General features: G+C 67.8%; 20 protein-coding genes and 3 tRNA genes. 5 read left to right on the top strand and 18 right to left on the bottom strand.

The annotated features are described in order from the left end of the window. Positions 1 to 19 precede the first annotated feature (19 nt). The 5 genes from ccmE to ccmA are packed head-to-tail and all read right to left on the bottom strand — an operon-like array spanning position 20 to position 2875. The gene (gene ccmE, locus CR157_RS07985) at positions 20 to 526 is read right to left on the bottom strand and encodes a cytochrome c maturation protein CcmE (protein WP_110283026.1); all 507 of its coding nucleotides are present in this window, start codon (positions 524 to 526) and stop codon (positions 20 to 22) included. After that, complete coding sequence (gene ccmD / locus CR157_RS07980; RefSeq protein ID WP_306766771.1) at positions 516 to 749, bottom strand: heme exporter protein CcmD; 234 nt, start codon at positions 747 to 749, stop codon at positions 516 to 518. Before ccmD ends, ccmE begins: the two co-directional genes overlap by 11 nt. Further along, positions 746 to 1486 carry a heme ABC transporter permease gene (locus CR157_RS07975; protein ID WP_110283024.1) on the bottom strand — a complete coding sequence of 247 codons (741 nt, stop codon included), beginning with the start codon at positions 1484 to 1486 and terminating at the stop codon, positions 746 to 748. Before CR157_RS07975 ends, ccmD begins: the two co-directional genes overlap by 4 nt. A gap of 14 nt (positions 1487 to 1500) precedes the next feature. Next, on the bottom strand, positions 1501 to 2223 hold the full coding sequence (gene ccmB, locus CR157_RS07970; RefSeq protein WP_110283023.1) for a heme exporter protein CcmB: 723 nt from the start codon (positions 2221 to 2223) through the stop codon (positions 1501 to 1503). A gap of 7 nt (positions 2224 to 2230) precedes the next feature. Beyond that, the gene (gene ccmA, locus CR157_RS07965) at positions 2231 to 2875 is read right to left on the bottom strand and encodes a cytochrome c biogenesis heme-transporting ATPase CcmA (protein WP_110283022.1); all 645 of its coding nucleotides are present in this window, start codon (positions 2873 to 2875) and stop codon (positions 2231 to 2233) included. Positions 2876 to 3092: 217 nt separating this feature from the next. Here ccmA and lexA point away from each other — a divergent pair, with 217 nt between their 5' ends. Together lexA and CR157_RS07955 are read left to right on the top strand one after the other, a co-directional pair. Then, positions 3093 to 3578, top strand: a complete 486-nt coding sequence (lexA, locus tag CR157_RS07960) for a transcriptional repressor LexA (RefSeq protein ID WP_110283021.1) — start codon at positions 3093 to 3095, stop codon at positions 3576 to 3578. Next, complete coding sequence (locus CR157_RS07955) at positions 3578 to 4201, top strand: IMPACT family protein (RefSeq protein ID WP_110283020.1); 624 nt, start codon at positions 3578 to 3580, stop codon at positions 4199 to 4201. Before lexA ends, CR157_RS07955 begins: the two co-directional genes overlap by 1 nt. On the opposite strand, the gene CR157_RS07950 is transcribed toward CR157_RS07955, so the two are convergent. From CR157_RS07950 to CR157_RS07940, 3 genes are read right to left on the bottom strand one after another with little or no spacing between them, the layout of a single operon-like run. Continuing rightward, positions 4185 to 5507, bottom strand: a complete 1323-nt coding sequence (locus CR157_RS07950) for a sodium ion-translocating decarboxylase subunit beta (RefSeq protein ID WP_110283019.1) — start codon at positions 5505 to 5507, stop codon at positions 4185 to 4187. The genes CR157_RS07955 and CR157_RS07950 overlap by 17 nt on opposite strands. A gap of 10 nt (positions 5508 to 5517) precedes the next feature. Next, positions 5518 to 7341 (bottom strand): sodium-extruding oxaloacetate decarboxylase subunit alpha, encoded by a 1824-nt coding sequence (gene oadA, locus CR157_RS07945; RefSeq protein ID WP_110283018.1) that lies wholly within the window; start codon positions 7339 to 7341, stop codon positions 5518 to 5520. A gap of 50 nt (positions 7342 to 7391) precedes the next feature. After that, positions 7392 to 7643, bottom strand: coding sequence for an OadG family protein (locus CR157_RS07940; protein WP_110283017.1), 252 nt, complete (start codon positions 7641 to 7643; stop codon positions 7392 to 7394). A 173-nt stretch (positions 7644 to 7816) separates the two neighbouring features. Here CR157_RS07940 and CR157_RS07935 point away from each other — a divergent pair, with 173 nt between their 5' ends. Beyond that, complete coding sequence (locus tag CR157_RS07935; RefSeq protein ID WP_110283016.1) at positions 7817 to 8800, top strand: tRNA dihydrouridine synthase; 984 nt, start codon at positions 7817 to 7819, stop codon at positions 8798 to 8800. Between the two features lie 182 nt (positions 8801 to 8982). Here CR157_RS07935 and CR157_RS07930 read toward each other — a convergent pair. From CR157_RS07930 to CR157_RS07890, 9 genes are all read right to left on the bottom strand, one after another. Continuing rightward, positions 8983 to 9059: transfer RNA gene (locus CR157_RS07930), tRNA-Arg, on the bottom strand. 74 nt (positions 9060 to 9133) lie between these two features. Next, positions 9134 to 9210 (bottom strand) — tRNA-Arg (locus CR157_RS07925). Positions 9211 to 9276: 66 nt separating this feature from the next. After that, positions 9277 to 9369: transfer RNA gene (locus tag CR157_RS07920), tRNA-Ser, on the bottom strand. Between the two features lie 98 nt (positions 9370 to 9467). Continuing rightward, on the bottom strand, positions 9468 to 9665 hold the full coding sequence (gene csrA, locus CR157_RS07915; RefSeq protein WP_110283015.1) for a carbon storage regulator CsrA: 198 nt from the start codon (positions 9663 to 9665) through the stop codon (positions 9468 to 9470). 205 nt (positions 9666 to 9870) lie between these two features. After that, complete coding sequence (locus CR157_RS07910) at positions 9871 to 11121, bottom strand: aspartate kinase (RefSeq protein WP_110283014.1); 1251 nt, start codon at positions 11119 to 11121, stop codon at positions 9871 to 9873. Between the two features lie 105 nt (positions 11122 to 11226). Then, the gene (gene alaS, locus CR157_RS07905) at positions 11227 to 13839 is read right to left on the bottom strand and encodes an alanine--tRNA ligase (RefSeq protein WP_110283013.1); all 2613 of its coding nucleotides are present in this window, start codon (positions 13837 to 13839) and stop codon (positions 11227 to 11229) included. A 226-nt stretch (positions 13840 to 14065) separates the two neighbouring features. Then, on the bottom strand, positions 14066 to 14560 hold the full coding sequence (locus CR157_RS07900; protein ID WP_110283012.1) for a regulatory protein RecX: 495 nt from the start codon (positions 14558 to 14560) through the stop codon (positions 14066 to 14068). Between the two features lie 3 nt (positions 14561 to 14563). Beyond that, positions 14564 to 15628 (bottom strand): recombinase RecA, encoded by a 1065-nt coding sequence (gene recA, locus CR157_RS07895; RefSeq protein ID WP_110283011.1) that lies wholly within the window; start codon positions 15626 to 15628, stop codon positions 14564 to 14566. A gap of 113 nt (positions 15629 to 15741) precedes the next feature. Further along, the gene (locus CR157_RS07890) at positions 15742 to 16254 is read right to left on the bottom strand and encodes a CinA family protein (protein WP_110283010.1); all 513 of its coding nucleotides are present in this window, start codon (positions 16252 to 16254) and stop codon (positions 15742 to 15744) included. 127 nt (positions 16255 to 16381) lie between these two features. Here CR157_RS07890 and mutS point away from each other — a divergent pair, with 127 nt between their 5' ends. Next, on the top strand, positions 16382 to 18961 hold the full coding sequence (gene mutS / locus CR157_RS07885; RefSeq protein WP_110283009.1) for a DNA mismatch repair protein MutS: 2580 nt from the start codon (positions 16382 to 16384) through the stop codon (positions 18959 to 18961). Between the two features lie 163 nt (positions 18962 to 19124). Further along, positions 19125 to 19448: a ferredoxin FdxA gene (gene fdxA / locus CR157_RS07880; RefSeq protein ID WP_110283008.1), complete on the top strand. Its 324-nt coding sequence runs from the start codon at positions 19125 to 19127 to the stop codon at positions 19446 to 19448. 494 nt (positions 19449 to 19942) lie between these two features. Here the strand turns inward: fdxA and eno are convergent, their stop codons facing one another. Next, positions 19943 to 21235, bottom strand: a complete 1293-nt coding sequence (eno, locus tag CR157_RS07875; RefSeq protein WP_110283007.1) for a phosphopyruvate hydratase — start codon at positions 21233 to 21235, stop codon at positions 19943 to 19945. Positions 21236 to 21272 lie beyond the last annotated feature (37 nt).

The raw sequence follows: 21272 nt of genomic DNA, 5'->3' as shown, positions 1-21272 counted from the left end.
TCTGCATGGACACTCCGGATCAGTTCTGGCTGGCGCCGTCGTCCTGGGCGCCGAGCCGCTCGGCCATCTCGGCGGCCTTGGCCTGGTAGTCGGCGGGCGAGTAGCCGGCCTCCTCGAGGGCCTGGGCCACTTCCGGCGGCATGTAGTTCTCGTCGTGGCGGGCCAGCACCTGGTCGGCCCTGAGCCAGCCGTCGCGCTGGAGCTCGCCGACCACCACCACCCCCTGCCCCTCGCGGAACAGGTCGGGGAGGATGCCGCTGTAGCGCACCTCGAGGTCATCGACATAGTCTGTCACGGTGAATGCCACCTCGAGGCTCTCGCGGTCGCGCGACACCGAGCCCGCCTTGACCATGCCACCGGCACGGATCTGGCGCTCGAAGGGGGCCTCCCCGGCGGCGATCTGCACCGGGCTGAAGAAGAGGTTGATGTTGCTGCGCAGGGCGTAGAGGGTCAGGCCCACGGCAATGGCGGCCAGCGAGACCAGCCCCAGGACCACGAACAGCTTCTGCTTGCGTTTAGGTGTCATCGACGTGTCCACCCCTCTGATGGGAAACCGGTGCCCGGCCGCCGGCCAGGCGCCGCTCGCGCCGCGCCCGGCGCTGCAGGTTGCGCAGCAGTTGGCGACGCTCGCTGCGGGCATGTATCACGATGCCCCCGAGCAGCGCCGCGGTGACGGCCCAGGAGGTCCAGACATAGGGGCCGTGGCCGCCCATGGCAAGAAACTCGTTGAAGCTGGCGAAGGCCATCATGCCTCCTCCGCGGCCAGGTCACGCACCCAGCGCTTGGTCGACTCGCGGCGCAGGATCTCGCTGCGGGTGCGCATCAGCGTCAGGGCGATGAAGAAGCTGTAGAACCCCAGCAGCATGATCAACAGCGGCAGCCACATCTCCATGGGCATGGACGGCCGCGAGGTGACGGTAAAGGTGGCCGGCTGGTGCAGGGTGTACCACCAGTCCACCGAGTACTTGATGATCGGGATGTTGATCACACCCACCATGGCCAGCACCGAGGCCGCCCGGGAGGCGCTGTCGCGGCTCGAGAAGGCACCGCGCAGGGCAATGACGCCGAAATAGAGGAACAGCAGGATCAGCATCGAGGTCAGGCGGGCGTCCCACATCCACCAGGTGCCCCAGGTGGGCATGCCCCAGACCGCCCCGGAGAACAGGGCGATGAAGGTCATGGCCGCGCCCAGCGGCGCCATCATCGCCGCCGCCATGTCGGCGACCTTGATCTTCCAGACCATGAAGATCAACCCGGCCACCGCCATGGCGACGAAGATCGACTGGGCCAGGAAGGCCGCCGGCACGTGCACGTAGATGATGCGGAAGCTGTTGCCCTGCTGGTAGTCGGCCGGCGCGAAGGCCAGCCCCCAGACGCTGCCGACCAGGAGCAGCAGCGCCGCCGCGGCCCAGAACCAGGGCTGCAGGCGGGCGCTGATGGCGTAGAACCACCTCGGTGACCCGAGCTTGTGAATGAAGGTCCACATGCCTCGTCAATTCCTCAACCGTTGATACTGATACGCAGCGACGCCGCAATCGCCCAGGGGGCGAACATCAGCGTCACCGCCAGCAGGGCACCGAGAATGGCCAGGTGCGCCGCGACGCCATCGCCCAGGATCGCCGCCTGCACGGCACCGGCACCGAAGATCAGCACCGGGATGTAGAGCGGCAGCACCAGCAGCGAGAGCAGCACGCCACCGCGCGAGAGCCCCACCGTCAGGGCCGCCCCGATGGCGCCGATCAGGCTCAGGCTGGCGGTGCCCAGCGCCAGCGACAGGGCCAGGATCCCGTAGCTGCCGGCCGGCAGCGACAGCATGATGCCCAGCACCGGCGCCATCAGCGCCAGCGGCAGGCCGGTGAGCAGCCAATGCACCGCCACCTTGGCCAGCCCCAGGGCGGCCAACGGCTGGGGCGTGAGCAGCAGTTGCTCCAGGGAGCCGTCGTCGTAGTCGCCGCGAAACAGGCTGTCCAGCGAGAGCAGAGCCGCCAGCAGGGCCGCCACCCAAAGCAGCCCGGGTGCGATGGTGGCCAGCAGTTCCGGGTCCGGCGAGATGCCGATCGGGAACAGGGTGATCACCAGGGCGAAGAACACCAAGGGGTTGAGCACCTCGCTGCGCCGCCGCAACAGCAGCACCAGATCGCGTTTCAGGGTCGCCCGCAATGCGACCATCAGGCCGCCGCGAGGTTCCCGGTGGAAGGGCATGGCCGCCTCGGTGTCGGTCATCGGTGTCTCAGTGCCGGGCATCGTCTCCTCCCCCACCGAGACGGATACGCCTCAGTTCATCGGTGGCCCGGAGCTCATGGTGGGTGGTGACCAGCACGCAACCACCGGATCGGGCATGGGCGACGAGGCGCGCCTCCAGGGCCGCCACACCGTCCCGGTCGATGGCGGTGAAGGGCTCGTCGAGCACCCACAACGGCCGCGGCGTCAGATCCAGCCGGGCCAGCGCCACGCGGCGCTGCTGCCCTGCCGAGAGCTGTCCCGTCGGCAGGTCCTCGAAGCCGGCGAGCCCCACGCCCTCGAGCGCCGCCAGGCGTGCCGCCTCGTCACCAGGCTCATCGGCCAGCGCCTGGTACCAGGCGAGATTCTCCAGCGGCGTCAGGGCCGCCTTGATGCCCGGCGCATGGCCCAGGTAGAGCAGGCTGGCGAGGAAATCGCCACGCACCCGGCGCATCGGCACCCCGTTCCAGAAGAGCTCGCCCCGGTAGTCGGCCAGCTGGCCGGACAGGATCTTGAGCAGCGTGGTCTTGCCGCTGCCGTTGGGCCCTTCGACCCGCACGATCTCGCCGGCGCGAATGTCCAGATCGAGATCCTCGAACAGCCGGCGGTCGTCACGCTCACAGGCCAGCTCTCGGGCTTGCAGACGCAGGGGCAAGGCACTCTCCCGACATGGGGTAATTTCGCCGGAACTCTACACGGAAAGGGCTTTTGCTGCCAGAGCAGGCCGTGTGTCAGCCGGTCGCAGTTGACCTGTATCAACGCTACCGTCGATAGCCGCCCCTTGCCAGATCCCGACCCCCTGCTATGCTTCAGATGCACTGTACGCATCGACAGTGGTTTGCTCACTGGTCTGCCGACAGGAGAGACGCATCATGCCAAAGGTCACCCCGCAGTTCCTGCATCGCCGGCCCAACCTGCCGCTGGCGGAGGCCTGGGAGGCCATCGAGGACGACGACCTGCTCCACGATGAGCTGATCGAGGTCCCCCTGCTGGGGCGGGTCTCGGCGGGACTCCCCATCGAGGCCTGCCTGGACGCCGGCAGCATCCACGTGCCCTCGCGCATGGTGCGCCGCAACACCTACGCCCTGAAGGTGCGCGGCGACTCGATGATCGATTGCAACATCTTCGACGGGGATGTGATCATCATCGAACGCCGCGAGAGCGCCGAGAACGGAGAGACCGCCGTGGTGATGATCAACGACCAGGAGGTCACCCTGAAGAAGCTCTACATCGAGAAGTCGGGCGTGCGCCTGCAGCCGGCCAACGAGAGCATGGCCCCCATCTACCTCAAGAACAGTGACATCCAGGTCCTGGGGCTGGTGATGGGCGTGGTGCGCCAGACGGGTCTGGCCGCCTGATGCGCTTTGCGGTGCCCGACATTCCCGCCGGGCAGTGGCGCGAGAGCGAGCTGGAAGTGGAGAAGAGCCGCTTCATCGCCTGGCTCTGCCATGCCCCGGACACGGCCGCCTTCGACGCCCTGCTGGCCGAGGCCCGTCACGCCCACCCCAACGCCAGCCACCACTGCAGCGCCTTCATCGCCGGCCCGCCCGGCGAGCAGGCCGCCATCGGTTTCTCCGACGGCGGCGAGCCCGGCGGCACCGCCGGGCGACCCATGTTCCAGGTACTCGCCGGCGCCGGCCTCGGGCAGGTGGGCTGCGTGGTGACCCGCTACTTCGGCGGCACCAAGCTCGGCACCGGCGGCCTGGCGCGGGCCTACGCCCAGGCCGTCGCCCAGGCCCTGGAAGACCTGCCCCGGCGCGAGGTCATCGAACGCACCTCCCTGCAGTTGAAGCTCGACTTCGCCGGCGAGGCCGAGGCCCGCAGTTGGCTGGCCGAGCGCGGCATCCCCGTGGAGCGGGCCGACTACGGCGCCGATGGCGTGCTGCTCACCGTGGGCTGGCCCCGCGACACCGACGTCGACCTGACCCCGCTGGAAGCCCGGCTGCGCGGGCGGGTCGACATCGTCAACCCAGGTACTTGATCATCACACCGGCGGCCACCGCCGAGCCGATGACGCCAGCCACGTTGGGGCCCATGGCATGCATCAGCAGGAAGTTGTGCGGGTTGGACTCCAGCCCCACCTTGTTGGAGACCCGCGCCGCCATCGGCACCGCCGAGACCCCCGCCGAGCCGATCAGCGGGTTGATCGGCATCCTGCTCACCGTGTTCATCAGCTTGGCCATCAGGACGCCGCAGGCGGTGCCGATGGCGAAGGCCACCATGCCCAGCCCCAGGATGCCCAGGGTCTCGAAGGCCAGGAAGCGATCGGCCATCAGCTTGGAGCCCACCGACAGCCCCAGGAAGATGGTCACGATATTGATCAGCGCATTCTGTGCCGTATCGCTCAAGCGTTCGACCACGCCGCACTCGCGCATCAGGTTGCCGAAGCAGAACATCCCCAGCAGCGGCGCGGCGTCGGGCAGGAACAGCACCACCAGGATCAGCAAGCTGAGCGGGAAGACGACCTTCTCCAGCTTGGAGACCGGCCGCAACTGGGTCATGGCGATCTCGCGCTCCTGCTTCGTGGTCAGCGCCTTCATGATCGGCGGCTGGATCAGCGGCACCAGCGCCATGTAGGAGTAGGAGGCCACGGCGATCGCGCCCAGCAGTTCCGGCGCCAGGATGCTCGACACATAGATCGAGGTGGGGCCGTCGGCGCCGCCGATGATGCCGATGGCGGCGGCCTGCTGGAGCGAGAAGTCCATCCAGCCCATCGCCGACATGCCCACCGCGCCGAGCAGGGTGGCGAAGATGCCGAACTGCGCCGCCGCCCCCAGGAACAGCGTCCGCGGGTTGGCCAGCAGCGGGCCGAAGTCGGTCATCGCGCCCACGCCCATGAAGATCACCAGCGGAGCGATACCCGAGGCGATCGCCACATTGTAGAACTGGTAGAGCACGCCGTGGGCAAAGCCCGCGTCCATGGCGAGGTCGTTGGCCGCGCGGATCAGCGCCGGCGAGGTGTCGCCATGCAGCACCTCGGCGACATCATGCCGCCACCCCTCGACACCGCTCGCCGGTTCGAGGCCGAACTGCAGCGCCGCGGCCATCTGTTCCAGCACCTCGGGGCGGGCCAGGTGTGCCGCCTGCTCGGCGGCGGACAGCGCCAGCCCCGCCTCGGGGATGTTGGCCAGTATCCCGCCGAAGCCGATCGGCACCAGCAGCAACGGCTCGAACTTCTTGGCGATGGCCAGCCACAGCAGCAGCAGGCCCACCACGACCATCACCGCCTGGCCCGGGGTCAGGTTGTAGAGACCCGAGCCTTCCCATAGTGTCAGTAGCTTTTCCATGGGATCACCCTCAGAGCTCGATCAGGGTGTCGCCGACGGCGACGCTGTCGCCCTCGTTGACGCGGATGGCCGATACCGTGCCGGCAGTCGAGGCGCGTACCTCGGTTTCCATCTTCATCGCCTCGAGGATGATCACCACGTCGCCGGCCTTGACGCTGTCGCCCGGCCGCACGTTGACCTTGAAGATGTTGCCGGCCAGCGGCGCGGGGATCGCCTCGCCGCTGGGCGCCGGCGCCGCCTCGGCGGCCTCGCTCGCCTCGCTGACCTGGCCGATCTCGCCGCCCTCGGCGACCTCGACCACGTAGGCCTTGCCGTTGACCTTGACGGTATAGGTCTCGGGGCCACTGGACACGTCCGGGGCCTTGGCGGGGGCGCCGCCCTGCCGTGAGGCGACCGGCAGCGTCGCGGCCGAGCCGGGGTTGTCGGGGGCCTGGGGCGCCGGCTCGAAGGCGTCGGGGTTATCGCGGTGCTTGAGGAACTTCAGGCCGATCTGCGGGAAGAGCGCATAGGTCAGGACATCGTCGATCTCGCGCTCGCCCTCGGCCAGGCGGATGCCCTCGGCCCTGGCCTTCTCCTTGAGCTCGGCGGTCAGCCTGTCCATCTCCGGCGCGAGGTTGTCGGCCGGGCGACAGGTGATCGGCTCGCCCCCCTCCAGCACGCGGGCCTGCAGCTCCTTGTTGAATGGGGCCGGGGCGGCGCCGTACTCACCCTTGAGCAGCGCCTGGACCTCCTTGGAGATCGACTTGTAGCGCTCCCCCATCATCACGTTCATCACCGCCTGGGTGCCGACGATCTGCGAGGTCGGGGTGACCAGCGGGATGAAGCCCAGGTCCTCGCGCACCCGCGGGATCTCCTTGAGCACGTCGTCGAGCTTGTCACCGGCGCCCTGCTCCTTGAGCTGGCCTTCCATGTTGGTGAGCATGCCGCCCGGCACCTGGGCGATCAGGATCCGCGAGTCGATGCCCTTCAGCGAGCCCTCGAAGGCGGCGTACTTCTTGCGAACCTCGCGGAAGTAGGCGGCGATCTCCTCGAGCAGCTCGAGGTCCAGGCCAGTGTCGCGCGCGGTGCCCTGGAGGATGGCCACCACCGACTCGGTGGGGCTGTGGCCGTAGGTCATGGACATCGAGGAGATGGCGGTATCGACGTTGTCGATGCCCGCCTCGGCGGCCTTGATCGCGGTGGCGGTGGACATGCCGGTGGTGGCATGGCACTGCATATGGATGGGGATATCCAGCGCGGCCTTGAGCTTGGTGACCAGTTCAAAGGCGTCGTAGGGCTTGAGCAGGCCGGCCATGTCCTTGATGGCCAGGGAATCGGCGCCCATGGCGGCGATGCTCTTGCCGAGCTCGACCCAACCGTCCAGGGTGTGCACCGGGCTCACCGTGTAGGAGAGCGTGCCCTGGGCGTGGCCCTCGACCTTGCGCACCGCCCGGATGGCGCGCTCGAGGTTGCGCGGGTCGTTCATGGCGTCGAAGACCCGGAAGACGTCGACGCCGTTGGTCCGGGCGCGCTCGACGAAGCGGTCGACCACGTCGTCGGCGTAGTGGCGATAGCCGAGCAGGTTCTGGCCGCGCAGCAGCATCTGCTGGGGGGTATGGGGCATGACCTCCTTCAACGCCCGTATCCGCTCCCATGGATCCTCGCCGAGGTAGCGGATACAGGCGTCGAAGGTGGCGCCGCCCCAGGACTCCAGGGACCAGAAGCCGACGCGGTCGAGCTTCTCGGCGATGGGCAGCATGTCGTCCAGGCGCATCCGCGTGGCGAACAGCGACTGGTGGGCATCACGCAGTACGACATCGGTGATGCCCAGCGGGCGAGCAGCATTGTCAGTCATGGGAGTGACCTTGTCGTTATGGGATGGAGGATGAAACCGGCAAGGAACGCTCAGCGACGATGGCGACGCCGATAGCGATGCACCGCGGCACTGATGACCGCCATCAGGTCATCGTCCTGGCGGGGCGTCGGCGCGCGGCGGTCGGTGGCGGAGGCAGGGACCGCCGGCTCGGGGAAGAAGCGGCCGATCGTCTTGGACATCAGGGTGGTGACGATCACCAATACGGTAAGAAAAACAAAAACAAAGCCCATACCGACGCCCATCAGGGCCAGCCCTTCCTGTAGTAGCTCGATGTCCTGCATGCGGCGTTCTCCTAGATCTTGTCTCCAGCCGGCGCCGATCTCACGCGATCAGGCCGGCTTGCGTAATTTTTTCGATCATATAACCTGCCACATCCCCGGCAGATTGCAATGGCGATATGGTGGAAATCAGTGTTGTTAATTTACTACATAACGGCCGCATCGGCCTAGCGCCCATGGAGGGCGTGATCGATGCCGTGACCCGCGACCTGCTGACACGACGCGGCGGCTTCGACTGGGCGGTCACCGAGTTCGTGCGCGTGGTGGACGCCCGCTTGCCACCTCGCGTCTTCCTCAAGCACTGCCCCGAGCTCGCGGCCCCCCGCGTCGCCACGCCCAGTGGCGCGGCGGTGCACCTGCAACTGCTGGGCGCCGACCCGGAGGCCCTGGCCGCCAATGCCCGCCAGGCACTCGCACTGGGCGCCGTGAGCCTGGACCTCAATTTCGGCTGCCCGGCCAAGCTGGTCAATCGCCATGACGGCGGCGCCTCGCTGCTGCGCGAGCCTAGCCGGGTACAGGCCGCCGTGGCCGCCGTGCACGCCGCGGTGGGCGATGCGATCCCGGTCACCGCCAAGATCCGCCTGGGCTTCTCCGACCGACGCCGGGCGCTCGAGTGCGCCCTGGCCGCCGAGGATGGCGGCGCACGCCAGTTGGTGGTCCATGGCCGCACCCGCGACGAAGGCTATCGGCCGCCTGCCCACTGGGAGTGGATCGGCCGCATTCGCCGGCGGCTACGCATCCCGGTGGTGGCCAACGGCGACATCTGGACCCTCGAGGACTACTGGAAGGCCCGCACCCTCTCGGGCTGCCGCGATGTCATGCTGGGTCGCGGGGCCCTGGCCGACCCCTGGCTCGCCCCGCGCATCCGCCACTGGCAGGCCACCGGCGAGCGGCTGCCGGCGACTCGCTGGTCGCAGCGAGGCCAGCTTCTGGCCGAGTATGCTGCAGTGCAGCGTAACATACTTCCCGACCGGATTGTCACCTCCCTGGTGAAGCAGTGGCTGAACCATATGCGCGCCCGCGACGCCGAAGCGGCGTGCCGCTTCCAGGCGCTCAAGCGCATCACCGAGCTGGATTCCCTGATGGCGGGTCTGCAGGCGGCGGAACCCGATGCCCCGCCACCCCAGCGGCATGGCGCGCCTTGCGTCGAGCCGGCCTGAGCCCGGAACGCCGAGCACCGGAACAGGGGCCGACAAAAAAAGAGGCGCTCATCGCATGCATTGCGACGGCGCCTCAAACGATCGCGGAACCGACGCGCGAGCTGCGACACCGATTCGGCCAGCAGACGGAACGGATCCGGAAAACAGAAAACCCGTCCTCGGATCGAGGACGGGTCGAAATCTGGCGCGCCCGGGAGGATTCGAACCTCCGACCACCTGATTCGTAGTCAGGTACTCTATCCAGCTGAGCTACGGGCGCTGGATACAATGATGGAATCACTGTGGGGAATGCGACACGAGGCGGAGATGCCACCGGCAACATTCACTCGAAGATGGCGCGCCCGGGAGGATTCGAACCTCCGACCACCTGATTCGTAGTCAGGTACTCTATCCAGCTGAGCTACGGGCGCTCTATCTTCACACTGTGCCGAACCGCTCCGGATGGGGGTTTGCTGATGAAGCCACCCTCGGGAACTTGGCGGAGAGGGAGGGATTCGAACCCTCGATGGGGCTATAAACCCCATACTCCCTTAGCAGGGGAGCGCCTTCAGCCACTCGGCCACCTCTCCCTCATCGACACGGCGCGTATGTTACCGTTTCTGAAGGCCATTGTCCAGCGACCTTCGTGGTTTTTTCAGGCTGACGGCGGCGATCACCCCGGCACGCCTCAGCCTTCCTGATCACCACCCTCTGCATCGGCCTTCTCGCGCTGGATGCGCTGGTAGATCTCCTCGCGATGCACAGCGACATCCTTGGGGGCGTTGACGCCGATTCGGACCTGGTTTCCCTTGACGCCCAGCACGGTGACGGTGATGTCGTCTCCGATCATCAGGGTTTCGCCGACTCGGCGGGTCAGGATGAGCATGGCTGATCTCCTTCTCAGACTTGTTCTCGGACTTGCTGGCAACGGGATGTTCGCCGACAGGGCGGCGCCGCCTCATTATGTGGCATCGCGTCGTCCCTGACCAATGGCGCCGACTCCATGACACCCACGAGCAGCCCGTTCGCCGTTACAGGGGTGTCATGGACTTCCCTACAAGCGTAGAAGGTGTCGGCCGCACGCGACGCGCTTATTCGCTCTCGATGTCGCTCTTGTCCAGGCCGAAGGCCTTGTGCAGCACCTTGACCGCCAGCTCCATGTGCTTCTCGTCGACCACCACCGAGATCTTGATCTCCGAGGTCGAGACCATGCGGATGTTGATGTTCTCCTCGGCCAGCACCCGGAACATCTTCGAGGCCACACCGGCGTGGGAGCGCATGCCCACACCCACCAGCGAGACCTTGGCGATGTTGTCGTCGCCCTTCACTTCGCCTTCGCCCAGTTCGGGCAGTACCTGCTCCTTGAGGATCTTCAGGGTCTGCTTGTAGTCGCTCTTGGCCACGGTGAAGGTGAAGTCCGTGTAGTCGCCGGCCGGCGCCACGTTCTGCACGATCATGTCGACTTCGATGTTGGCATCGGCGATCGGGCCCAGGATGCGCCAGGCCACGCCCGGCACGTCGGGGGTGTTGAGCAGGGTCAGCTTGGCTTCGTTGGCGGTGAAGGCGATGCCGGAGATCAGCGGTTCTTCCATGGAATCCTCGTCTTTGTCGGAGTCTGCAATGATCAGGGTGCCGGGGCCATCCTCGAAGCTGGACAGCACGCGCAGCGCGACATTGTACTTGCCGGCGAATTCGACAGCGCGGATCTGCAGCACCTTGGAGCCCAGGCTCGCCAGCTCGAGCATCTCCTCGACGGTGATGGTCTCGAGACGCTGGGCCTTGGAGCAGACCCGCGGGTCGGTGGTGTAGACGCCGTCGACGTCGGTGTAGATCTGGCACTCGTCGGCACCCAGCGCCGCGGCCAGGGCCACGCCGGTGGTGTCGGAGCCGCCGCGGCCCAGGGTGGTGATGTTGCCCTCCTCGTCGACGCCCTGGAAGCCGGCCACCACGACCACCTGGCCGTCGTCCAGGTCGGCCCGTAGCTCATCGGTCTCGATGCGCTGGATGCGCGCCTTGGTGTGGGCGCTGTCGGTCTGGATGCCCACCTGGGAACCGGTGTAGGAGGTCGCCGGCACGCCCAGCTTGTGCAGGGCCATGGCCAGTAGCGAGATGGTGACCTGCTCACCGGTGGAGACCAGCATGTCCATCTCGCGCGGCGTCGGCTCGTCGTTGATCTCGTTGGCCATGCTAATCAGGCGGTTGGTCTCGCCGCTCATGGCGGAGACCACGACCACGACCTGATGGCCGCCGTCGCGGAAGCCCTTGACCTTCTCGGCCACGGCCTTGATGCGCTCCACGGAGCCCACCGAGGTGCCGCCGAACTTCTGTACGTATAGTGCCATATGCCGTTTTCCCTCGTAGGTCGAGCGGGTAGCGCCCGGATGAGTGAAAGGTGGATGAATGTGGCCAGGGCCGGGGCATCGCTGCCACCGGCCCTGGGAAAGCGGTTACTGGAGCCGCGACTCGACCCAGCCCGGAACGCTCTCGAGCGCCCCGGGAAGGGCCGCCACGTCGTTGCCGCCGGCCTGGGCCATGTCGGGTCGGCCGCCACCCTTGCCGCCGACCTGGGAGGCCACGTGGTTGACCAGTTCGCCGGCCTTGACGCGGCCGGTGAGGTCCTCGGTGACGCCGGCGATCAGGCTCACCTTGCCGGCACTCTCGTCGGCCACGCCCAGCACCACGATGCCGGAGCCCAGCTTGTTCTTGAGCTGGTCGAGCATGCCGCGCAGCTCCTTGCCGGACACCCCCTCGAGCCGGGTGGCCAGTACCTTGACCCCGTTGACCTCCCGGGCCTGGCTGAGCATGTCGCTGCCGGCGGCGCTGGCGAGCTTGGCCTTGAGCCGCTCGAGTTCCTTCTCCAGGCTACGGTTGCGCTCGAGCAGCGACTCGACCCGCTCCTCCGCCTGCTCCGGCTTGGCCTTGAGCCGCTCGCCGATGCGATTCAACCGGGCCTCCTGCTCGCGGAACCAGGCGAGTGCCCCTTCGCCGGTGATCGCCTCGATGCGACGCACACCGGAGGCGATGCCGGTCTCGCTGACGATATGGAAGCAGCCGATGTCGCCGCTGCGCGCCACGTGGGTGCCCCCGCACAGCTCGATGGAGAAGTCGTCATCGCCGATGGTCAGCACCCGGACGTCGTCGGCGTACTTGGCCTCGAACAGTGCCGCGGCGCCCTTGGCCTTGGCCTCGTCGAGGCTCATGTGCTCGATGCGTGTCGGGGCATTGGCGAGGATCTGCTCGTTGACCAGGCGCTCCACCTCGTCCAGCTGCTCCGGCGTCATCGCCTCGAAATGGCTGAAGTCGAAGCGCAACCGCTCGGGGGTCACCAGCGAGCCCTTTTGCTGGACATGGTCGCCCAGCACCAGGCGCAGCGCCTGGTGCATCAGGTGGGTGGCCGAGTGGTTGCGCACCGTGGCCGCTCGCAGCCTGGCGTCGACCTGTGGGCGCACCTCGACCCCCACCGCGAGAGCGCCCTCGAGCAGCACGCCGTGGTGCAGGTGGTGGCCGGCCTGCTTCTGGGTGTCGGTGACCAGGAAGCGGCCGCCGTCGTCGAGGTGCAGGTAGCCGGTGTCGCCCACCTGGCCGCCCGACTCGCCGTAGAAGGGCGTGCGGTCGAGTACCACCACGGCCTTCTGCTCGGGCTCCAGCGCCGCCAGCTCGTTGCCGGCGCTGTCGACGATGGCGGTGACCCTGGCGCGATCCTCCAGGCGGTCGTAGCCGGTAAAGGCGGTCTCGCCCTCGAGCTCCAGGGCGGCAGCGTAGTCGGCGCCGAACTGGCTGGCGGCGCGCGCCCGCTCCCGCTGGGCCTCGAGCTCGCGCTCGAAGCCCGCCTCGTCGAGGGTCACGCCGCGCTCGCGACAGACGTCGGCGGTGAGGTCATAGGGGAAGCCGTAGGTGTCGTAGAGCTTGAACACCGTCTCGCCGGGCAGCACCTCGCCGTCGAGACCGCCCAGCGCCTCCTCGAGCAGGCGCATGCCGTGCTCGAGGGTGCGGGCGAACTGCTCCTCCTCCTTGAGCAGGATGCGCTCGATCTGGTGGCGCGCCCGACGCAGCTCCGGGAAGGCCTCGCCCATCTCGGCGTCCAGCGCCCCCACCAGCTTGTGGAAGAAGCTGCCCTTGGCGCCCAGCTTGTGGCCGTGACGGATGGCGCGGCGGATGATCCGGCGCAGCACATAGCCGCGCCCCTCGTTGGAGGGCAGCACGTCGTCGGCGATCAGGAAGGCGCAGGAGCGAATATGGTCGGCGATCACCCGCAGCGACGGCGTGGTGGTGTCTTCATGGCCGGTGGCGCGGGCCGCGGCCTCGAGCAGGCTCTGGAAGAGATCGATCTCGTAGTTGGAGTGCACGCCCTGCATCACCGCGGCGATGCGCTCCAGCCCCATGCCGGTGTCGATGGACGGCTTGGGCAGCGGGTTCAGGGTGCCGGCCGCGTCGCGGTCGAACTGCATGAACACCAGGTTCCAGATCTCGATGTAGCGATCGCCGTCCTCCTCGGGGCTGCCGGGAGGCCCGCCCCACACCTCGGGGCCGTGGTCGAAGAAGATCTCGGAGCTGGGGCCGCAGGGGCCGGTATCGCCCATCTGCCAGAAGTTGTCCTCGTCGAGCTTGGAGAAGCGCGCCGGATCGATCCCCATCTCGTCCTTCCAGATGCGCTCGGCCTCGTCGTCGCTGACATGCACCGTGACCCACAGCTTCTCCTTCGGCAGGCCCAGCACCTCGGTGAGGAAGACCCAGGCGAAGCGGATGGCGTCACGCTTGAAGTAGTCGCCGAAGCTGAAGTTGCCCAGCATCTCGAAGAAGGTGTGGTGGCGGGCGGTATAGCCGACGTTGTCGAGGTCGTTGTGCTTGCCGCCGGCACGCACGCAGCGCTGGGACGAGGCCGCCCGCACGTAGGGGCGTGGGTCGCGGCCGAGGAAGACGTCCTTGAACGGCACCATGCCGGCGTTGGTGAACAGCAGGGTCGGGTCGTTGCCCGGCACCAGGGAGCTGGACGGCACGACGGTGTGGCCGTGCTGTTCGAAGAAACTCAGAAAGGCCTGTCTGATATCTGCGCTTTTCATGGGGTATCCGTGGCGATGGCATGGTGACCCGGCGGGCAGGCGGGAGTCCGGCGAGAGCCGGAAACGCCGCGCCGGCGCGCGCTGCTCGCGCCACCCGGGCTTTCGCAAAGGGAGCTATTATACCGCAGTTGTCAAGCGACTGAAGGGGCGCCGCTGACTGCACCACGCGGGGCTGACTTCGGGGCTGATCCGGGGGCAGGCCCGCCCCCGGCGCCCCGCGGTTAGACTAGCCCTGTTCAGGCGCTTCGTCCCAGGCGTGGGCCAGGGCGTGGCGCAGCTGGTCGAACGCGAACCCGCGGCCGGCCAGGAAGCGCTCGCGGCGGGCACGCTCGCGAGGGGTGTCGCCGGGGCCGGTGAAGCGCCGCGCCAGGGCCTCACGGGCCAGGGCGAACCAGTCGGCCTCGCCCTGGCCCTCGAGTTCGGCGAAGGCGTCACGGATCCGCTCGCGATCGATGCCGCGCCGCTCGAGCTCGGCGCGGATCTTCAGCGGACCCTGCCCTCGAGCGATCCGCGAGCGCAGGAAGCTCTCGGCGAAGCGGGCGTCGGACTGCAGCCCCTGCTCGGCCAGAGCGTCGAGGCAGGCCTGGATGTCGGCCGCTTCATGGCCGCGGGCAGACAGCCGCTCGAGCAGCTCGGCGCGGGAGTACTCGCGCCGCGCCAGCAGGCGGATGGCATCGTCCCGGGGGGTCGCGTCGCGACCGGGGGCTGGCTGGTCGGGCATCGTTTAGAGCAGGTCGTCCTCGCGCGCCTCGGCGCCGGCCACCGCCACCTCGGCCTCCTCCTTCTTCGGCTCCGGTGCGGCGAGCAGCTGGGCGCGGATCTGGCTCTCGATCTCCTCCATGATGGCCGGGTTGTCCTCGAGGAACTGGGCGGCATTGGCCTTGCCCTGGCCGATCTTGTTGCCCTGGTAGCTGTACCAGGCGCCGGCCTTGTCGACCAGCTTGCACTGCACGCCCAGGTCGATCACCTCGCCGGCATGGTAGATGCCCTTGCCGTAGAGGATCTGGAACTCGGCCTGGCGGAACGGCGGCGCCACCTTGTTCTTGACCACCTTGACCCGCGTCTCGTTGCCGGTCACCTCGTCGCCCTGCTTGACCGAGCCGGTGCGGCGGATATCGAGACGCACGCTGGCGTAGAACTTCAGCGCATTGCCCCCGGTAGTGGTCTCGGGGCTGCCGAACATCACGCCGATCTTCATGCGGATCTGGTTGATGAACACCACCATGCAGTTGGCGTTCTTGATGTTGCCGGTGATCTTGCGCAGCGCCTGGGACATCAGGCGCGCCTGCAGGCCGACGTGGGAGTCGCCCATCTCGCCCTCGATCTCGGCCCGCGGGGTGAGCGCGGCCACCGAGTCGATGATGATCACGTCGACGCCGCCGGAGCGCACCAGCATGTCGCAGATCTCGAGGGCCTGCTCGCCGGTGTCTGGCTGGGAGACCAGCAGGTCGTCGAGGTTGACGCCGAGCTTCTCGGCATAGCTGGGGTCCAGGGCGTGCTCGGCATCGATGAAGGCGCAGGTCTTGCCCTGCTTCTGGGCCTGGGCGATCACCGACAGGGTCAGCGTCGTCTTGCCCGAGGACTCCGGCCCGAAGATCTCCACCACCCGGCCCAGCGGCAGACCGCCGATGCCGAGCGCGATATCGAGCCCGAGCGAGCCGGTGGACACCGACGGCATGACCACCCGCGGGGCATCGCCGAGGCGCATCACGGTGCCCTTGCCGAACTGGCGATCGATCTGGGAAAGCGCAGCATTCAGCGCTTTGGAACGGTTGTCGTCCTGAGCCATCACGGGTCTCCTGGCAATGGAATGAAACGAGAGAAATGGATTGGGTACTGTATGACTGCACAGTAGTATGGCGAAAAAAACCTCGCTCGGCCAGCATCGGCGACGGGGGCGCGTCAGTCGCGCTCCAGCTGCCGAATCAAGCCGACCAGGGCCTCGTGCACCGCCTGCTCGCGCACCGCGCGACGATCGCCGGGAAAGTGGCGACGGACCGCCTGCTGGTGCTCGCCGTCGCCCCAGGCCAGCCAGACGGTGCCCACCGGCTTCTCGGGGCTGCCGCCCCCCGGGCCGGCCACCCCGCTGATCGCCACGCCGAGGTCCGCGCCGCTGTCGCGGCAGGCGCCGGCGACCATGGCCTCGACCACCTCGCGACTGACCGCGCCGTGCTCCGTGAGGGTCGCTTCCGGGACCCCCAGCAGGCGGGTCTTGGCGCCGTTGGCATAGGTCACATAGCCGGTCTCGAACCAGTCGGAGCTGCCGGCCACCGCGGTGATGGCGCTGGCCACCCCGCCGCCGGTGCAGGATTCGGCGGCCGTCACCGTCACGCCACGCTCGCGGCAGGACCGCCCCAGGCGTTCGGCGAGCAGCGTCAGGTCGAGATTGGCCAGGCTGGCGGCACTGTGGGACATCGCATCGCTCCTGAAGGAATTTGCGTCGACTTTTCCGTACAATACTGCCTTTGTTCGCGACATGCAGGCTGCGGCACACCACGCTGCCGCGGCCCCACGGAACCCGACGGAGTATCACAGGAACCCCATGTCCCAGGCCAGCGCCCAGCATACGCCGATGATGGCCCAGTACCTCAAGATCAAGCGCGAGCATCCGGACGTGCTGCTCTTCTACCGCATGGGCGACTTCTACGAGCTGTTCTTCGACGACGCCAGGCGCGCCGCGTCCCTGCTCGACATCACCCTGACCCAGCGCGGCCAGTCCGCCGGCAAGCCGATTCCCATGGCCGGGGTCCCCTACCACAGCGCCGAAGGCTACCTGGCCCGCCTGGTGGCCGCCGGCGAGTCGGTGGCGATCTGCGAGCAGATCGGCGATCCGGCGACCAGCAAGGGACCGGTGGAGCGCCGCGTGGTGCGCATCGTCACCCCGGGGACCCTCTACGACGAGGCGCTGCTCGACGCCCGCCGCGACAACCTGCTGGTCGCCCTGCATCCGCGAGGCGAATGCTGGGGGCTGGCCTGGCTGGAGCTCTCCAGCGGCCGCTTCAGCGTGCTGGAAGTCGAGGGCGAGGGCGAGATGCTGGCCGAGCTCCAGCGCCTGGACCCGGCCGAGCTGCTGGTCCCCGAGGGCCTGGCGCTGCCGCCGGGCCTCGACGGGCGCCGCGGCCTGCGTCGCCAGAGCGACTGGCTGTTCGACCTGGAGAGCGCCAGCCGAACCCTGTGCGACCAGTTCCAGGTCCAGGACCTGCGCGGCTTCGGCTGTGCCCACCTGGAAGCGGCACTGACCGCCGCCGGGGTGCTGATCGACTACGCCCGCGACACCCAGCGCTCGCGACTGCCCCATGTCACCGCCATCGGCGTGGAGAGCCGCGACGATGCCGTGGTGATCGATGCCGCCAGCCGCCGCAACCTGGAGATCGACACCAACCTCGGCGGCACCGCCGACAACACCCTGGCCAGCGTGCTCGATACCACCGCCACCGCCATGGGCTCGCGGCTGCTCAAGCGCTGGCTCAACCGGCCGCTGCGTGACCGGGACCAGGTCGCGGCGCGCCAGGCGGCGGTGGCCCTGCTGCTCGACGTCGAGGGCTTCGTGGCGCTGCGCGAGGCACTCAAGGCGATCGGCGACATGGAGCGCATCCTGGCGCGGGTCGCGCTCTACAGCGCCCGCCCGCGGGATCTCGCCCGGTTGCGCGACGCCCTCGCGGCCCTGCCCGGGCTGGAGCGGGAACTCGCCGTCTACAGCGAGGGCACGGCCCTCGACGAGCTGCGCCGGCACATTCGCCCCTACCCCGCGCTGGCCGACACCCTGACCCGCGCCCTGGTCGAGAACCCACCGGTGGTCATCCGCGACGGCGGGGTGATCGCCGAGGGCTTCGACGCCGAGCTCGACGAGCACCGCGGGCTCGCCGAGCACGCCGGCGACTACCTGGTCCGGCTCGAGACCCGCGAGCGGGAACGCACCGGCCTGCCCGGGCTCAAGGTCGGCTACAACCGGGTCCATGGCTACTACATCGAGATTCCCCGCGCCCAGGCCCGCGACGCCCCGGCGGACTATGTCCGCCGCCAGACCCTGAAGAACGCCGAGCGTTTCATCATCCCCGAGCTCAAGGAGTTCGAGGACAAGGCGCTGTCGGCGAAGTCTCGCGCCCTGGCCCGGGAGAAGCTGCTCTACGACGGCCTGCTCGACACCCTCAACGCCGACCTCGATGCGCTGCAGGCCACCGGCCGTGCCCTGGCGGCGCTGGACGTGCTGTGCGCCTTCGCCGAACGCGCCCAGGCGCTGGACTTCTCGCGCCCTCAACTGCTCGAGACCCCCGGCATCAGCATTCGCGGCGGCCGTCATCCGGTGGTGGAGCAGGTCAGCGAGACGCCCTTCGTGCCCAACGACCTGGTGATGGATGACACGCGGCGGATGCTGGTCATCACCGGGCCCAACATGGGCGGCAAGTCGACCTACATGCGCCAGGCCGCGCTGATCACCCTGCTCGCCCACACCGGCAGCTTCGTGCCGGCGGACGCGGCGGAGATCGGCCCGGTCGACCGCATCTTCACCCGCATCGGCTCCTCCGACGACCTCGCCGGCGGGCGCTCCACCTTCATGGTGGAGATGACCGAGACCGCCAGCATCCTGCACAACGCCACCGACCACAGCCTGGTGCTGATGGACGAGATCGGTCGCGGCACCAGCACCTTCGACGGCCTGTCGCTGGCCTGGGCCAGCGCCGAGCACCTGACCCGCTCGCGGGCCTTCACGCTGTTCGCCACCCACTACTTCGAGATGACGGCGCTGGCCGACCAGGCCGGGAGCGTGGCCAACGTGCACCTGACGGCGGCGGAGCACAGGGATGGCATCGTCTTCATGCACCGGGTGGAAGAGGGACCGGCCAGCCAGAGTTACGGCCTGCAGGTGGCGCAACTCGCCGGCGTCCCACCCGCGGTGATCGCCCGCGCCCGGGAGAAGCTCAGCCTGCTCGAGCAGCAGGAGATCGACCAGGGCAGCCGCCAGCTCGCCTCCGCAACGGACGGGCCCGGCGTACCGCAGCAGACCGACCTCTTCGCCAGCGCTCCCCACCCGCTGGTGGAGGAGCTCGACGGCCTGGCCGTGGACGACCTGACGCCACGGCAGGCGCTGGAGCTGCTCTATCGCTGGAAGGGGACGGTATGAATGACCGACAATGGCAGCGGGGCACGCTTGCGGGAAAGCCCGCGCCACGACTAGAATGGCCCGATCAAATTATCAGGATTATAAGAACCACTCCTCTTATAACCATTCCTGAGTTACTCATTACCGGCCGCGGGCGACCCCGGCCCGAGGGAGGGAGACTGACATGACATTCGTCGTCACCGAGAACTGCATCAAGTGCAAGTACACCGACTGTGTCGAGGTCTGCCCGGTGGACTGCTTCTATGAAGGCCCCAACTTCCTGGTGATCCACCCCGACGAGTGCATCGATTGCGCCCTGTGCGAGCCCGAATGCCCCGCCGAGGCGATCTTCTCGGAGGACGAGCTGCCCGAGGGCCAGGAGCCGTTCATCGAGATCAACGCCGAGCTGGCGGAGGTGTGGCCGAACATCACCGAGAAGAAGGACCCGCTGCCCGACGCCGAGGAGTGGGACGGCAAGCCGGACAAGCTCGAGCAGCTCGAACGCTGATCCCGGTCGCCTGGCACGCAAACGCCGCCGCCGAATGTCTCGCGACATTCGGCGGCGTCGTTTCTGCCTTGAGCGAAGAAGGAGAACACCAGGCAAAAAGGCGGCCCGCAAGCCGCCCGCTCCCAGCCAATCCTTGGGCGGTTCCCTCCGCCCGACTCCTGTGGCGCCTTCCCTGCCCGGAAGCGGCTTCCTGTCGCACCAGGCGCACCACACTTGCATCCCGTTGCATCCTGCCGAGAGAACCTTGCCGTTCTCCCTTGTCCCGTGACCATTGTGGCAGCCCTGCGCTGCAGCACAACCCTCCCCCGGCCGCGCATCTTTCGCGAGCCAGCGCAAGCCGGCTCGGGTGAGGCCAAATAAAACCAATATAATCAACAACATAAAAAGACCGACACCGGAAGGTATCGGTCTTCGACAGGCGTAACGAGCGAATCTCTTCGGCTCTATGTAGGCAATTTCCTACAAAAGATCAGGCAAAAGACAACAGCGTTCGATTACTGCCCCTTGACGGCCGCACGCCCCGGGTAGCTCACCCGGTCGCCCAATTCCTGCTCGATCACCAGCAGGCGGTTGTACTTGGCGACACGATCGGAACGGCTCAGCGAACCGGTCTTGATCTGGCCGGCACTGGTGCCCACGGCGAGGTCGGCGATGGTGGTGTCCTCGGTCTCGCCGCTGCGGTGGGAGATCACCGCGGTGAAGCCGGCATCCTGGGCCATCTTGATGGCGTCCAGGGTCTCGGAGAGCGAGCCGATCTGGTTGAACTTGATCAGGATGGAGTTGCCGATCTGCTCGTCGATACCGCGCTTGAGGATCTTCGTATTGGTCACGAAGAGGTCGTCGCCGACCAGTTGCACGCGGTCGCCGAGCTTGTCGGTCAGCGCCTTCCAGCCGTCCCAGTCGGACTCGTCCATGCCGTCCTCGATGGAGACGATGGGATAGTCGTCGCACAGCTCGGCCAGGTAGTCGACGAAGCCTGCCGCATCGAAGGACTTGCCTTCACCGGACAGGTTGTACTTGCCCTCCTTGTAGAACTCGGAGGAGGCGCAGTCGAGCGCCAGGGTCACGTCGCGGCCGAGCTCGTAGCCGGCATCGGCCACCGCCTGCTTGATGACCGCCAGCGCCTCGGCGTTGGAGGCCAGGTTCGGCGCGAAGCCGCCCTCGTCGCCCACCGAGGTGGCCAGGCCCTTGGCCGACAACACCTTCTTCAGGGCGTGGAAGATCTCGGCACCCATGCGCAGGCCTTCGCGGAAGTTCGGCGCGCCGACCGGCTGAACCATGAACTCCTGGATATCGACGTTGTTGTCGGCATGCTCGCCACCGTTGAGGATGTTCATCATCGGCAGCGGCATCTGGTACCGGCCCGGCTGGCCGTAGAGCTCGGCGATGTGGGCGTAGAGCGGCATGCCCTTGGCGTTGGCGGCGGCCTTGGCGGCGGCCAGGGACACCGCGAGGATGGCGTTGGCGCCCAGCTTGGCCTTGTTGTCGGTACCGTCGAGCTCGAGCATGGCGTCGTCGAGGCCACGCTGGTCACGGGCGTCGATGCCCAGCAGGCGCTCACGGATGGGACCATTGACCGCCTCGACGGCCTTGAGTACGCCCTTGCCGAGATAGCGCGCCTTGTCGCCGTCGCGCAGCTCGAGCGCCTCGCGGGAGCCGGTGGAGGCGCCGCTCGGCGCGCAGGCCACGCCCGCCGCGCCACTCTCCAGGCGCACCTCGGCCTGCACGGTGGGATTGCCGCGGGAATCGAGCACCTCGAGGGCATGAATGTCGACGATCTTGGTCATATGCGTTTTCCTTTTGTCGTGTCAGCGTGAAGAAGCG

It is taken from the genome of Halomonas sp. LBP4, from assembly GCF_003202205.1.
Classification (GTDB): domain Bacteria; phylum Pseudomonadota; class Gammaproteobacteria; order Pseudomonadales; family Halomonadaceae; genus Halomonas; species Halomonas flagellata.
The sequence above is the reverse complement of the archived record's forward strand: the minus strand, read 5'-3'. Positions and strand labels throughout refer to the sequence as shown.

Bases quoted from the DNA above. Each gene is read 5' to 3' on its own strand.
- ccmE (WP_110283026.1), bottom strand. From the start codon at position 526: ATGACACCTAAACGCAAGCAGAAGCTGTTCGTGGTCCTGGGGCTGGTC.
- ccmD (WP_306766771.1), bottom strand. From the start codon at position 749: ATGATGGCCTTCGCCAGCTTCAACGAGTTTCTTGCCATGGGCGGCCAC.
- CR157_RS07975 (WP_110283024.1), bottom strand. From the start codon at position 1,486: ATGTGGACCTTCATTCACAAGCTCGGGTCACCGAGGTGGTTCTACGCC.
- ccmB (WP_110283023.1), bottom strand. From the start codon at position 2,223: ATGACCGACACCGAGGCGGCCATGCCCTTCCACCGGGAACCTCGCGGC.
- lexA (WP_110283021.1), top strand. From the start codon at position 3,093: ATGCCAAAGGTCACCCCGCAGTTCCTGCATCGCCGGCCCAACCTGCCG.
- CR157_RS07955 (WP_110283020.1), top strand. From the start codon at position 3,578: ATGCGCTTTGCGGTGCCCGACATTCCCGCCGGGCAGTGGCGCGAGAGC.
- CR157_RS07950 (WP_110283019.1), bottom strand. From the start codon at position 5,507: ATGGAAAAGCTACTGACACTATGGGAAGGCTCGGGTCTCTACAACCTG.
- oadA (WP_110283018.1), bottom strand. From the start codon at position 7,341: ATGACTGACAATGCTGCTCGCCCGCTGGGCATCACCGATGTCGTACTG.
- CR157_RS07940 (WP_110283017.1), bottom strand. From the start codon at position 7,643: ATGCAGGACATCGAGCTACTACAGGAAGGGCTGGCCCTGATGGGCGTC.
- CR157_RS07935 (WP_110283016.1), top strand. From the start codon at position 7,817: ATGGAGGGCGTGATCGATGCCGTGACCCGCGACCTGCTGACACGACGC.
- csrA (WP_110283015.1), bottom strand. From the start codon at position 9,665: ATGCTCATCCTGACCCGCCGAGTCGGCGAAACCCTGATGATCGGAGAC.
- CR157_RS07910 (WP_110283014.1), bottom strand. From the start codon at position 11,121: ATGGCACTATACGTACAGAAGTTCGGCGGCACCTCGGTGGGCTCCGTG.
- alaS (WP_110283013.1), bottom strand. From the start codon at position 13,839: ATGAAAAGCGCAGATATCAGACAGGCCTTTCTGAGTTTCTTCGAACAG.
- CR157_RS07900 (WP_110283012.1), bottom strand. From the start codon at position 14,560: ATGCCCGACCAGCCAGCCCCCGGTCGCGACGCGACCCCCCGGGACGAT.
- recA (WP_110283011.1), bottom strand. From the start codon at position 15,628: ATGGCTCAGGACGACAACCGTTCCAAAGCGCTGAATGCTGCGCTTTCC.
- CR157_RS07890 (WP_110283010.1), bottom strand. From the start codon at position 16,254: ATGTCCCACAGTGCCGCCAGCCTGGCCAATCTCGACCTGACGCTGCTC.
- mutS (WP_110283009.1), top strand. From the start codon at position 16,382: ATGTCCCAGGCCAGCGCCCAGCATACGCCGATGATGGCCCAGTACCTC.
- fdxA (WP_110283008.1), top strand. From the start codon at position 19,125: ATGACATTCGTCGTCACCGAGAACTGCATCAAGTGCAAGTACACCGAC.
- eno (WP_110283007.1), bottom strand. From the start codon at position 21,235: ATGACCAAGATCGTCGACATTCATGCCCTCGAGGTGCTCGATTCCCGC.